General features: G+C 61.2%; 15 protein-coding genes. 8 read left to right on the top strand and 7 right to left on the bottom strand.

The genetic code is table 11. The features are described 5' to 3' along the window. Window positions 1–101: 101 nt before the first annotated feature. The gene (locus AB7813_RS26590) at window positions 102–1,454 is read left to right on the top strand and encodes a sensor histidine kinase (RefSeq protein ID WP_441228807.1); all 1,353 of its coding nucleotides are present in this window, start codon (window positions 102–104) and stop codon (window positions 1,452–1,454) included. A gap of 11 nt (window positions 1,455–1,465) precedes the next feature. After that, window positions 1,466–1,858, top strand: coding sequence for a response regulator (locus AB7813_RS26585; RefSeq protein ID WP_231077883.1), 393 nt, complete (start codon window positions 1,466–1,468; stop codon window positions 1,856–1,858). Between the two features lie 8 nt (window positions 1,859–1,866). Here AB7813_RS26585 and AB7813_RS26580 read toward each other — a convergent pair whose 3' ends face one another. Both AB7813_RS26580 and AB7813_RS26575 read right to left on the bottom strand, forming a co-directional pair. Next, window positions 1,867–2,058, bottom strand: a complete 192-nt coding sequence (locus AB7813_RS26580) for a hypothetical protein (protein ID WP_441228806.1) — start codon at window positions 2,056–2,058, stop codon at window positions 1,867–1,869. Window positions 2,059–2,232: 174 nt separating this feature from the next. After that, on the bottom strand, window positions 2,233–2,442 hold the full coding sequence (locus AB7813_RS26575; protein ID WP_068731259.1) for a cold-shock protein: 210 nt from the start codon (window positions 2,440–2,442) through the stop codon (window positions 2,233–2,235). A 268-nt stretch (window positions 2,443–2,710) separates the two neighbouring features. On the opposite strand from AB7813_RS26575, the gene AB7813_RS26570 reads away from it, so the two are divergent. Beyond that, window positions 2,711–3,412: a class I SAM-dependent methyltransferase gene (locus AB7813_RS26570; protein WP_441228805.1), complete on the top strand. Its 702-nt coding sequence runs from the start codon at window positions 2,711–2,713 to the stop codon at window positions 3,410–3,412. A gap of 6 nt (window positions 3,413–3,418) precedes the next feature. On the opposite strand, the gene AB7813_RS26565 is transcribed toward AB7813_RS26570, so the two are convergent. Further along, window positions 3,419–4,330, bottom strand: coding sequence for a PhzF family phenazine biosynthesis protein (locus tag AB7813_RS26565; RefSeq protein ID WP_441228804.1), 912 nt, complete (start codon window positions 4,328–4,330; stop codon window positions 3,419–3,421). 269 nt (window positions 4,331–4,599) lie between these two features. Between AB7813_RS26565 and AB7813_RS26560 the strand changes: the two genes are divergently transcribed. Continuing rightward, window positions 4,600–5,379, top strand: a complete 780-nt coding sequence (locus tag AB7813_RS26560; RefSeq protein WP_441228803.1) for an alpha/beta fold hydrolase — start codon at window positions 4,600–4,602, stop codon at window positions 5,377–5,379. Window positions 5,380–5,486: 107 nt separating this feature from the next. Next, a complete protein-coding gene (locus tag AB7813_RS26555) occupies window positions 5,487–6,734 on the top strand; it encodes a cupin domain-containing protein (RefSeq protein ID WP_441228802.1) in 1,248 nt (415 codons plus the stop codon). 50 nt (window positions 6,735–6,784) lie between these two features. Here the strand turns inward: AB7813_RS26555 and AB7813_RS26550 are convergent, their stop codons facing one another. Both AB7813_RS26550 and AB7813_RS26545 read right to left on the bottom strand, forming a co-directional pair. Beyond that, window positions 6,785–8,344 (bottom strand): serine hydrolase domain-containing protein, encoded by a 1,560-nt coding sequence (locus AB7813_RS26550; protein WP_441228801.1) that lies wholly within the window; start codon window positions 8,342–8,344, stop codon window positions 6,785–6,787. Between the two features lie 109 nt (window positions 8,345–8,453). Next, window positions 8,454–9,575, bottom strand: a complete 1,122-nt coding sequence (locus AB7813_RS26545; protein WP_441228800.1) for an HPP family protein — start codon at window positions 9,573–9,575, stop codon at window positions 8,454–8,456. Window positions 9,576–9,778: 203 nt separating this feature from the next. On the opposite strand from AB7813_RS26545, the gene AB7813_RS26540 reads away from it, so the two are divergent. From AB7813_RS26540 to AB7813_RS26530, 3 genes are all read left to right on the top strand, one after another. Next, window positions 9,779–10,303: a carboxymuconolactone decarboxylase family protein gene (locus AB7813_RS26540; protein WP_441228799.1), complete on the top strand. Its 525-nt coding sequence runs from the start codon at window positions 9,779–9,781 to the stop codon at window positions 10,301–10,303. Between the two features lie 22 nt (window positions 10,304–10,325). Next, window positions 10,326–10,799 carry a Cys-tRNA(Pro) deacylase gene (gene ybaK / locus AB7813_RS26535; RefSeq protein ID WP_441228798.1) on the top strand — a complete coding sequence of 158 codons (474 nt, stop codon included), beginning with the start codon at window positions 10,326–10,328 and terminating at the stop codon, window positions 10,797–10,799. A 118-nt stretch (window positions 10,800–10,917) separates the two neighbouring features. Continuing rightward, on the top strand, window positions 10,918–11,217 hold the full coding sequence (locus AB7813_RS26530) for a DUF3551 domain-containing protein (protein WP_315840895.1): 300 nt from the start codon (window positions 10,918–10,920) through the stop codon (window positions 11,215–11,217). 105 nt (window positions 11,218–11,322) lie between these two features. Here the strand turns inward: AB7813_RS26530 and AB7813_RS26525 are convergent, their stop codons facing one another. Further along, window positions 11,323–11,508, bottom strand: coding sequence for a hypothetical protein (locus AB7813_RS26525; protein ID WP_441228797.1), 186 nt, complete (start codon window positions 11,506–11,508; stop codon window positions 11,323–11,325). Next, window positions 11,505–12,572, bottom strand: a complete 1,068-nt coding sequence (locus AB7813_RS26520; protein ID WP_441229010.1) for a PepSY-associated TM helix domain-containing protein — start codon at window positions 12,570–12,572, stop codon at window positions 11,505–11,507. The genes AB7813_RS26525 and AB7813_RS26520 overlap by 4 nt, the downstream gene beginning before the upstream one ends. Window positions 12,573–12,770 lie beyond the last annotated feature (198 nt).

The raw sequence follows: 12,770 nt of genomic DNA, 5'->3' as shown, positions 1-12,770 counted from the left end.
GCGGCCGTATTTCATTGCAGCGTATTTTTGCGATCGGAGCCGCAGCTCCCGGGGTATTCGTGGATCAATCGTTAGGACCTATTCAGGACGCCAATTCATTCTTGCGAAGTTTGCTCGCAGCATCGGGCGACTGCATCAAGGTTCTCGATTTCGACGGCAACCTCATCTTCATGACCGAGGGCGGCCAGCGCATCATGGAGGTCACGGACTTCGGCGCGATCGAGGGCCGCTCATGGCCGGACTTCTGGCAGGATCAGGGCAATATCGACGCCAAGGCGGCTGTAAGAGCCGCTCAGCTTGGGCGTACCGGACACTTCCAGGGTTTCGCCACCACAATGGCCGGCACGCCGAAATGGTGGGATGTCACCGTCACTGCCATTCCCGGCCCCGATGGGAAACCGCATCAGCTGCTTTCGGTGTCGCGCGATATCACTGCATCGCGTGCCGTGGATGTGGCGCTGCAGGCAAGCGAAAGCCAGCTACGACTTGCACTCGACGCCGCCGACACTGGAACCTGGGATCTCGACCCGCGTACCGGCGTGCTGCAATGGGACCGGCGCTGCTACGAATTGTTCGGCCTCACCTTCGGCAAGCCGATCTCGTTCGACGTCTTCCTGCAAGGGCTTCATCCCGACGATCGCGACGTCACGGAGAAGGCGTGCCTGAACGCCATGAAGCTGGACGGACCGCAGGCCTATGACATCGAATACCGCACCATCGGCCTCGATGACGGCATTGAGCGCTGGTGTTCCGCCAAAGGCAGGGCTGAATTCGAGAATGGCATCGTTACGCGCTTCATCGGCACCATTCGCGACGTCGGTAAACTGAAACGTGCCGAGACACAGCAGCAATTGCTGACGCGCGAACTCGAACATCGCATGAAGAACACCATGGCCATGGTCGGCGCCATCGCCAGCCAGACGTTTCGGACCGCAGTGACCAAGGAAGAGGCGCGTACGATCTTCGATGCGCGTCTGGCCGCGCTCAACCAGGCGCATGACATCCTCACGCAATCGAGCTGGACCAGCGCGTCGATGCCCACGGTGATCGCTGGCGCACTGGCGCCGCATCGAACGGGCGAAAAGCGCATCCGCGTTTCCGGCCCCGAAGTGGAACTTACCGCGAAGCAGGCACTGTCGCTGGCGCTCGCGCTGCATGAACTCGCAACCAATGCCACAAAGTATGGTGCATTGTCCGTTCCGGACGGAACGATCACTATCGACTGGGCTTGTCACACCGGCAGCGACGGGCCGGCGTTAGGTTTCGCGTGGCGCGAATCCGGCGGCCCCGTCGTGGCGCCGCCGACGCGACGTGGATTTGGCTCACGACTGATCGAAGGCACGCTGTCAGCCGACTTCGGCAGTTCCGTCAAAATCGAATTCTTGCCCGAAGGGCTCACATGTCGGTTCGAAACCAGATTGAGCGATCTGGCTTCGGTGCCCGACGAAAGGTGACACCAATTTTTATGGCATCACTCCAAGAACTCAATGCACGTGACATGCAGCGGCCCGCCGTCCTCATCGTCGAGGACGAGCCTCTGCTCCGCATTCACGCGGCCGACATCGTCGAGGAAGCCGGGTTCTTCGCCATCGAGGCCAACAATGCCGACGAGGCCGTGCGAATTCTGGAAACGCGCGACGACATCGTTCTGCTGTTCACCGACGTACAGATGCCTGGAAGCATGGACGGGTTGAAACTGGCCCACGCGGTACGCAACCGCTGGCCACCGATCAAGATCGTGATCGTTTCCGGCCATTTGCAGGTCGCCAAGAACGATCTGCCCGACGACAGCCGCTTCTTCGGCAAGCCGTTCGAGACGACGAAGATGATCGCGGAACTGCGCGCGCTGATCGGCTAGCGCCGGCGCTACTGGACGGATTGCTCGCCCAGGATGGCACGATCGATCGCGTCGACCACGTTCTGCATCTCGACAAACTTCATGCGAGCCCGTTCCGCATTATCGCGATTGAAGGGCGCCGCCAGCACTTTTGCGTGCACATCACGTTCCTCGATCATGCGCATACGCGCCGCCTTGAGCGTATCCAGACGTTCAATCATCTTGATCGATCCTCATATGGGACGCTGAAATCGGGCGTATGATCATGCGTATAGCATGAAGCCCGCCGGTGATGATCACCGACGGGCTTCAGTCATTCAAAATCTATCAGGCGACGCAAAACTTGTTGGTCGAGAAATCCCAGTACATCCGTGGAAATTTCAGGACCTTCAAGCTCAGATCGCGCGGAGATCTTCCGCGCTGGTCTTGCCGCGCATCTTGTCAGCCTTGGCTTCGAAAGAAACCTTCTGGCCTTCATTGAGCGAACCCAATCCAGCGCGCTCGACTGCACTGATGTGAACGAACACATCCTGGCCGCCGTCATCAGGTTGAATGAAACCGAAACCCTTGGTCGCGTTGAACCACTTAACTGTACCGACTGCCATAACTATTCTCCAAGATGTGCGAATGCGCGAGCCCTACGCGACATCGCGTGAGCCCGATCCGATTTCAACGATGTCTTGGGGAATGGAGCCGATTACGGCGCGGTCAACAAGCCAGAGCATATATTCGAATAACTGCAATATAGATGATTTCAGCCGAATTACAAGAACAATGATTCCAGAGCGTGTTTAACGAGCATTTACAACGGTGAACTTCAGATCGAAGCTGGCTACGGAACTCTGATTTACCGTTGCTGCAGCGGGCACACGAATGGACAGATCGAGGCGACGCACACCGGTTCTGGCCGAAATTCGCTTCGCCGAGCGGCGGTGCGAATTCGACGGGCTCGATCTCACTACGCGTTTCGAGCTGATCTATCGCACCAATCTGTGGGGCGCTGAAAAATCGCAATCCGGCCTCGGCTCCGAACTCGACGCAACAACGTCACTCCGCCGCGACCTCACGCAATTGCTACGGCGATTGCGGGTACAATCCATCCTCGATCTGCCTTGCGGCGATTTCACCTGGATGGCGCAGATGGACCTCGGTGGTATCCGCTATCTCGGCGCCGATATCGTTCCGGATATCGTGGCAGCCAATGCCGCGCATTATGGCCATGCAGGCCATATCGATTTTGCCCGACTCGATCTCGTCAGCGATCCCCTGCCCGCTGTGGATCTGGTGTTGTGCCGCGACTGCCTTGTGCATCTGTCATTCGCCAACATCCACCGCGCCATCGCCAATCTGAAACGCTCTGGCACCCGCTGGCTGCTGACCACGACATTTCCCGACGCATCAGCCAATCGCGATATCGAGGACGGTGACTGGCGCGTGCTCAATCTGCAGTACGCACCGTTCCTGTTTCCTGCTCCCTTAGCCGTGATCAACGAAGACTGCACGGAAGCCGGCGGCGACTATGCCGACAAGTCGCTGGCCCTGTGGCGCGTGGGAGATCTGCCGGACGGGGCGTGATTCAGCTTACAGGTCGATACGGCCCTGCATCACCGGCACGCAACGGCCGGAAATGCGAACGCTCTCCACATGTCCATCACGCTTCCGCACCTCGACCTCAATGAGGCTGCGGCGCCCCATCTCAACGCCCTGCTCGATGGTGATGCCACAGACCGCATCGCGGCGCGGGTCGAGCGTGACGAGATAGGCCGCGAGCGCCGCCGAGGCGCTGCCGGTGGCGGGATCTTCGGGCACGTTGCTGAGCGGCGCGAACATGCGGGCGCGCAAATGATCGATGCCGTCGCCGGTGCGGACATAGATGAAGGCCGAGAAGCGATCGTCGCGGTGCCAGTATGTCTTTCCCGCTACCTCAAAGGCAGATGTATTCGGACGCGCGGAGGCCAGTGCATCGAGACCCGACAGTTCAGCGACAGCGAAAGGCAGGCCGACGGAGACGATGCGCGGCGGATGCGTGTGTGACACGACCGCATCCGGCGGCAGCGAGATGCAGCCGGCCAGCGTCGCTACATCGACTGCGTCACCGATCTGAACGGATTGCGGCGCGACAAAGCCGGCGCCGATGACCTCCCCACCATCGCGCAACAGATCGAGATGGACGAGGCCCGCCTTCTCTTCGAACACCATGCGATCGCCGACAGGCTTGCCGAAGGCCGTGCGCTGACGGCCAAGCACGAATGCAGTGCCGACATTGGGATGACCGGCGAACGGAATCTCATCGGTCGGCGTGAAAATGCGAACGCGTGCGGTATGCGCGGGATCATCCGGGGGAAACACGAAGGTCGTTTCTGAATAATTGAACTCGGTGGCGATCTTCTGCAGCAGCGTATCGTCGATGCCACGCGCATCCGGAACGACTGCCAGCGGATTGCCGCCGAAGCGGGTATCCGTGAACACATCCACGGTGACGTAGTCGATCATACTGCAGCCCTCACCATTCCGTTACCGCTGGGTTCGCCGACGTAACAGTCGGCGCCGGCCCTGCGTATTCGTAGCCATAAACCTAGGTATGCCGGCTGCACACCACCGTCCGATTCACCGCGGCCTCGCCATCCCATAGACCAGATAATGTCATGCCGATCCGCTCCCGTTCGAGCTGACCGGCGCGAACTCGTCAAGTGCAACATCCATGCTTCCTTCATCCCTCCGGCGAGGACAATCGCCGGCAACCGAATGGTGATACCATGTTGATGAACTCCCTTTCCAAGACGACTCTGCGTGCGATGCTGACAGTGGCCATGTGTGTGCTGACGGCGCCGATGGCGCAGGCCGCAACGACAGCGCCCGTGAAGGCGAAGAACGTGGTTCTGGTGCACGGCGCCTGGGCCGACGGATCGAGTTGGGCCGAGGTCATTCCGCTGCTGCAGAAGGCAGGCCTCCATGTAACCGCTGTGCAAAACCCGCTGAGCTCGCTGGAAGACTCCGATGCCGCGACGCGCCGCGCATTGGCGCTGCAGGACGGCCCGACCGTGCTGGTCGCCCATTCCTGGGCCGGCACCGTGATCAGCGACGTCGGCACCGATCCGAAGGTCTCGGCGCTGGTCTATGTCGCGGCCCGCGCACCGGATGCCAATGAGGACTTCGTCGCGCTGTCCGGAAAGTTTCCGACGGGTGAAGTGCGTGCCGGCATCCAGACCCATGATGGCTACACCCAGCTCTCCGAAGACTCGTTCCTGAAATATTTCGCCAATGGCGTTCCGCGCAAGCAGGCCGAAGTGCTCTATGCCGTGCAGGGCTCGACCGCCGCATCGATCTTCGCAGGACGCACCACCGCAGCCGCGTGGCATGACAAGCCATCATTCTATGCGGTGTCGAAAGAGGACAAGACGATCAATCCAGATCTCGAGCGTTTCCTCGCCAAGCGCATGAATGCGACGACGATCGAACTCAATGCCGGCCACCTCTCGCTGGTTTCGCATCCCAAGGAAGTCGCCGACCTGATCCTCGCGGCCGCAGGCGTCAAGAAGTAGAGCTGTTTCTTTCTCCGTGACAGCGCGCGTCGGGATACCCGGCGCGCAACGCTTTCATCGATCCGACAATCATGACGCAGATCTGCGTCGCAACAGGAGGACGTCCCATGTTCTCACGGAGAGATCTCATGGCAGCCACAGCATCGGGCATCGTGATGACGGCCGCAGCATCGGCACAGGCCGCCACATTCGGCAATCCTGATCTGCCGCCGCAGGGCGCGATCAACGCCAAGGGGCCGAACAATCTGAGCGATCCCGGCCCGCAAAATCCCGTCATCGCCGGCCAGTTCCCATCCTCGCAATTGCCACCGGCAACCGATATCGGCGGCATGGCGCTGCCCTGGGCCACGTTCAACAATGCACCGCGGCGCATCCAGAACGGCGGCTGGGCACGGCAGGTGACGCAAGCAGACTTTGCGATCTCGACCACGATCTCGGGCGTCAATATGCGGCTCACCGCCGGTGGCATCCGCGAGATGCATTGGCACCAGGCGGGCGAATGGGCGATCATGACTTACGGCTCGTGCCGGGTAACCGTGCTCGACAATCAGGGCCGGCCTTATGTTGCCGACGTCAGCGCGGGCGATCTCTGGTACTTCCCCTCCGGCGCGCCGCATTCGCTGCAGGGCCTCGGCCCCGATGGCTGCGAATTCGTGATCTGCTTCGATGACGGTCAGGCCAACGAGTTCAATACGCTGCTGCTGTCGGACTGGATCGCGCATACGCCGCCGGAAATCCTCGCCAAGAATTTCGGCGTGCCGGTCGAAAGCTTCGCGAAAATCCCGCTGCAAAATCTCTGGATCTTCCAGGGCACAGTGCCCGGTCCGCTCGCGGCCGATCAGGCCTCGTCCTATCGCGACGCGGATGTCGCGCTCTATCCGTTCACCTATTCGCTTGGATCGTCCAAGCCGGTCAAATCGACACGCAACGGCGAGATCCGGATTGCCGACACCAGCAACTTCACCGCTTCGGCGACGATCGCGGTGGCGCTGGTGACGGTCAAGCCCGGCGGCATGCGCGAGATGCACTGGCACCCGAATGCCGACGAGTGGCAGTATTATCTTGCGGGCCGCGCGCGGATGACACTGTTCAATTCCGGCCCGAACGCCACCACCATCGACTTCACGCCGGGCGATGTCGGCTACGTCAAACGCAACTTCGGCCATTATATCGAGAACACCGGCGACACCGACCTGCAATTCATCGAGGTGTTCCGCGCGGCGCATTACGAGGAAGTGTCGCTGTCAGACTGGTTGACGCACACGCCCCCGGCTCTCGTCGCACAACATCTCAACGTGGCACCGGAAGTCATCGCCAAATGGCCGCGCCGGGCGCCAGGCATCATGCCGGCCTGACGCCGCAACACCGCACGGGAAGCGTCCGAGCTTCCCGTGCCTTTCGGCGATCAACCACCCGACTGTCCGTCGATCGCAACATCGACACCTTCATAGTTCTTGCCGCGAAGACTGACCTTGTCGCCGTCGAACGACAACGTCCATTTCCGCGATAGCTCGCTCGCGCCGATATTGATGCGCTCGACTTCGAATGCATGATCATCCAGCCACCGCCCCTTCACCGCAAGCGGCCCATAGGGCGTATCCTTTCCCTTGCGATACAGCCCGTCGAGCCCGATGGGGCCGCTGATCATCTCGGGCGGCCGTGCCGAATTGCGGCTGTAGAGTTCGAAATCATAATGCGGGTTCGGGCCGACCAGTGTCAGCGTCAGCGATTTCACGCCCAGCGGATTGCGGGCGAACGCATAGGTCTTGCCAGAGATCGTCGATACGATCTCTGGCGTCGGTCCGACCTCTGACGGCTTCTCTGTCGATATGGCGCGGAGGGCGCTCGCCAGTCGTTCTGTGCCGGCCGTGTCCGGCTGTATTGCAGTCTCGGATTTGATAGATGCCGCGATGGACGGCAGGAGAGTCGTCACGGCGCAGCCGTTTCTACCTGTGGTCACCGCCACGAGATCCAGCGCCGGGTAGACCACGATCAACTGACAATGATAGCCACTCGCCCAATAGACGTTACTGTCGGGCAGAGCCCAGAAGAAATTCGAATAACGCCATGCCGGAGCAAATGAGAGGTGCATGTCCACCGTGGCGTGGTTCACCTTGTCGATCCAGTCCCGTGGCACCAGCGGTTTACCCTCCCACTCGCCGTTGCGCAGATAGAGATAGCCGAACTTCGCCATATCGCGCGGGTGCAGCGCCAGACCGTATCCGCCGGTCGAGATGCCCTGCGGATCGCGACGCCATTTCCATGCCGTGATACCCAGCGGGCCGAACAGCCGCGCCTTGGCGTAATCCTCCGCGCTCATCCCCGTTACTTTGGTGAGGATCGCGGACAGCAGATGCGGATTGCCGCTATTGTAATTGAAGCCGTCTCCGGGCGTGGCGGCCATCTGTCGATTGAGGATGAACTCGATCCAGTTCCGGCTTCGCTCCATGTCGATCACCGACAGCGGTGGTCCTTCGCCGAGCCCTTCTTCCCACATCAGTCCGGAGGTCATGTCCAGCAGACCTTGAAGCGTGATGGCTTTCTTTCTGTCATCGAGGTTGAGGATGCTGCGCTCGCCAAAGAATGGCAGCACCGGCTGATCGGTGCCCGTCAGCAGACCATCCTTCAAGGCGAATGACGTCAGCGTGCCGATCACGGCCTTGGTGACGGAGTTGACCACGTGAGGCATGTCCGCGCTGTACGGTGCGTAATAGGCATCCAGTACGATCTTGCCGTGGCGCACGATCAGAATGCTGTCCATGCTTTGACGAGCACCGGACTCAACCAGCTTGGCGAGCGCTGCCGGGTCCACGCCCTGCTCTTCCGGAGTCGATGTCTGCCAGCCCTGGGTCGGCCACACGACGGTCCGTCCCTCCTCTGCGATGACGCCCTCACTACAAAACGCGGCGGCGAACATGCCCAGGCCGAGCACAAACTTCAGAACGGGAATTCGTGAAGATCGCATGACAGCCTCGCTGTGAGTTAACGCTGCGCGAGAACCATATCTCCAGCTACAGATTGTTCAACCGAATTGCAGCTTCATTCCGTCCGCGGACTTGCAGGTGCACAATCGCCTACATGGCTACAGGAACAAGCTTCGCGACGGCGCTGAGCAAATCGGTCTGGGTGATCAGCCCCTGAATCATGCGGTCCTGATCGACGATGATGACGGCGTGTGTTCGTCCATCGGTCAGCGTCGGCAGCAAGGTCACCGCGGGCGTCTGCATCGTCGCCGTCGCTGCGGGCGACATGGATTTTCCGACATCGCCCGATTCTTTCATCAGCTCGCGGAGGCCGACCGTTCCGACGAGCTGTCCCTGCTTGCCCAGGACGGGAAGCGTGCGGACATTGTGCAGGAGCAGCCGCGAGCGGGCCAGCTCGGCACTATCCCGCAATCCGACCGTGACGACATCGCGCGACATGATGTCTCCGCACAGGATTGTGCCGTGCGAGCGCAACATGGCTTGCAGTTCGACCTGCCGCAGCAGCGTTTCGAGATCGTCGGGACTGATATCAAAAGTCTCGCTGAGCGCTTCCAGCGCCTTGTCGATATCCTCGGCGCGAAAGCCAACCCGGAGCTCCGGGCTGATGTCCGATGTCTGATGTGGATTTGCCGGTGGCACCGGCGCCCTGTGAGGATAGGTCCGCCGCGAGATCTTGTGGAACAGATAGCCGAGCCCGACCAGAAGCACCGAGTTCAGGCCAACGGGCACGAATGGAAACAGATATCCCGACGCGGTCACGACAGGCCCGCCGATGATCGCCGTCAGCGCCGTGGCGCCGCCGGGCGGATGCAGGCAGCGCGCAAAGGACATCGCGGCGATGGCGAGTGATACGCCGAAGCCGATCGCCAGAATCTGGTCGGGAATGAGATGCGCGACAGCAACGCCGATCAGAGCCGAGATGGTGTTACCGCCGATGATCGCCCATGGCTGGGCCAGCGGACTCGTGGGAACCGCAAACAGGAGCACAGCGGAAGCGCCCAGCGGCGCCACGATCAGCGGCAGGCTGGAGCTGTCGCCCAGCACAGATCGGCAGATCAGTCCCGTGAGCACGATGCCCAGCAGTGCACCCAGGCAAGCAATCATGCGCTCGCCAAGCCGTGCCCCCGCCAGGATGGGGACGAACAGTCGAATACCTGTCTTGCGAGGTGCAACGTCGCTCGAAAGGTTCCTTGGGTCTTCTCTTTTTGTCATTGAATCGAGACCGGCGCATGGCCCCGCCAGAATGACGGGCCCCCCTTTGACCACTATGCACAAGCGCCTGCAATGTTGAATACGACACGCGGGCCTGACGATCGCGATCTGGCAGAGCTATCCCTGCTCGGCTACAACGGCACGGCCATTCGCCCGAACGCGCCCCATCAGGAGGGCGCGACGGCGATCTCAAGGGAGGACCCATGGCCCGCATCGACTACAGCGATCCCGCCACAGCCAGCGAACGCACCCGCGAGATCCTCGGCAAGAACCGCAATGCCAACATCTTCCGCATGATGGCGCATTCGCCCAGCTACCTCGAACAATATTGCCGGCTCGGCGGCGCCATCCGCAACAAGGGCGAGCTCGATCCCATCATCCGCGAACTAGCGATCACCCGCACCGGCATTCTCTGCGAGGCGCCGTATGAAGTCGCCGCACACAAGCGCATCGGCGGCTATGTCGGTGTGTCAAACGAACAGAACGCCGCGTTGGACGACTGGCAGGCGGCGACATGTTTCGATGACACGCAGCGCGCGGCGCTGGCGTTCACCGATGAGATCGTCAAACTGCATCGCCCCACCGACGCGACCTTCAAGGCGATCGCAGCCAAGCTGAGGCCCGGCGCGCTGGTGGAATTGCAGCTCGCGGTCGGCTTCTACATCATGACCTCGAAATTCCTCGAAAGTTTTGCTATCGACATGCAGCCCGTGTCCGAGGTCGTCTGAGTCACCACTGTTTGAGCACTCCATGTCGAAAACCACCCGCGCCACGCAGACACTGAGCAAGCTCGGCGCCGCGTTCACTCTGCATACCTACGAGTATGATCCGAATGCCGAGAGCATCGGCCTGCAGGCAGCGGAGGCGCTCGGCATTGCGCCGCAGCGCATGCTGAAGACGCTGATGGCCGAGGTCGATGGCAAGCCGGTCTGCGTCGTGGTGCCCTCCGACAAGGAGGTCAGCATGAAGAAGCTGGCCGCGGCCTTTCGCGGCAAGAGCGCAAAGATGATGCGCCCGGCCGATGCCGAACGCATGACCGGTTATCACGTCGGTGGCATCAGCCCGTTCGGACAAAAGAAGCGCGTGCCCGTCGCCATGGAACAGGCGGCATTGTCGGAAAATACGGTCTATCTCAATGGCGGCCAGCGCGGGCTGCAGATCGAGATCGCGCCGGAGGCCGCACGGGCAGCGCTGGATGCGATAGCGGCCACACTGACGGACTGATGCGCATCACCGCGGTTTGAAGTCCCGGTAGGACGGAGTGATCACGACGCGCTGTCGCAGGCGGGAACGGCGATGTAAGCTGCGCATTATCGATTTCAGACCTCAAGGGAGAATCGACATGCGCTCAATCCTGGCAGCAGCTGCACTTCTGGTCGTGATGGGCGCCACGCCCTCCATGGCCCGCGAATATCCATGGTGCTCGCGCACCTCGGCCACCGGCTTCAATCCAAGCTGTACGTTCACCTCCTATAACCAGTGCATGGCGACCGTGAGCGGCCAGCGCGGAGACTGCATGCAGAACCCGATGCTGGCCTATGGCGACCAGCGCCGCGGCAGCCGCGCTATGCGTGGTCAGCAGGACGGTTGGGACAATGGATGGAATAACGGCTGGAACAATAACTGGGATCGGCGCTGGTAACCTCATAGGCCAGCAGCGGATTAGCTGAAGGCATAATCTGCCGTTGGCATTACGATGCCGGAGAAGCGGCGGATTACGCTTCGCTGGTCCACCCTGCTTTCTCAGTCACTTCCGGCAATACGCCCACACAACGATCGCGATCGGCAGCCCGACGCCGAACCACGCAAAATAGCGGCCGGGATCGCCGGCGAGCAGCGCCGACAGCAAGCCTGCCAGCGATAAGACGCCAATGACGATCGGCGCGCCGAACACGCGCCACCAGCTAGCTCTGTGCTGCGGCACCTCGCTCATGACGATGACCCGATCGCTGCCGTCACGCCGGCAGACAGCCGCGCGCCGCGCCTGACCTTGCTGCGCTTCACCGCCCACAGATACAGCCCGCTGCCGAGCACGATGATCGTGAAGACCGTGAGCAGCGCCCAGATGATCTTCAGCGGCATGCCGCCATAGTCACCGAAATGCAGCGGCTGCGAGACCAGCACGGCTTTCAGATAGGTCGGTAGCTCGCTGGTATCGGACACCTCGCCGGTCTCGCCATCGAACAGCACCGGCTTCACCAGCCGCGACGTCAAAGGCGTGTCGCCGCGCAGGAAGACCGCGAAATGATGCGTCGATGTGAACGGCGTGCCAGGGAATGCGATGAAGGCCGGATCCATGCCGGGCGTCGTCTTCATGGCATTGCCGACGACCTTGTCCAGCGAGGCGAGCTGCGCCGGTGTCGGCTTGCCGGCATAGGGTGCGGCCATGGCCGCCAGCTCATTACGCTGCCAGATGCCGAGCATGACTTCGGCATAGGCGTTGATGACACCGGTGCCGCCGACCACCAGCGCCCAGACGATGGTGACCACGCCGAGCAGATTGTGCCAGTCGAGCCACAACACCCGGCGCGATTTCTGTTTGCGGATCGCCGCGAAATTCAGCCGGCGGGTGAACGGCCAGTACAGCACCACGCCGGAGATGATGGCGATCATGAAGAGGAAACCCATGACACCCATAAACCACTTGCCGGGGAGACCGAGATACATGTCGGTATGTAGCCGCAACATCACCAGCATCGGGCCGGTGCCGAGCAGACCCACCGGCTTCGCCGTATAGGCATCGAATGCCTTCACCACCGTGGTCTGCGGATCGGAGGTCACCGACGTGTTGGTGAAGGTCGAGACCATCCCGGGCTCGTCCTTGTCCCAGGCCATATAGAGCAACACACTGCCGGGATGATCCGTGATCGCGGCGCGGCCGATGGCATCGAGACTGAGCTTCGCCGCGCCCGGCACATGCACATCCATCTTCGGCGCATAGCCGAGCGCCTCGTCGATCTCATGATGAAAGATCAACGGCAGGCCCGTGAGGCACAGCAGCAGCAGAAAGACGGTCGAGACAAGGCTGGTCCATTTGTGGATCAGCGACCAGATGCGGGCAGTACGCGCTTTCAGGGGATCGATCCTTCTTCAACTACTAAAAATGTCGTCTCCGGCGAGCCGGAGACGACATGAGCAGATCATTTTGACGTGGCGACCGTGCGGCGAGCGTGACGTACAGCGACCTATTGCCGT

This window comes from Tardiphaga sp. 20_F10_N6_6 (assembly GCF_052076045.1).
Classification (GTDB): Bacteria; Pseudomonadota; Alphaproteobacteria; order Rhizobiales; family Xanthobacteraceae; genus Tardiphaga; species Tardiphaga robiniae.
Note: the sequence above shows the minus strand (reverse complement) of the source record. Positions and strands in the feature narration are given on the sequence as shown.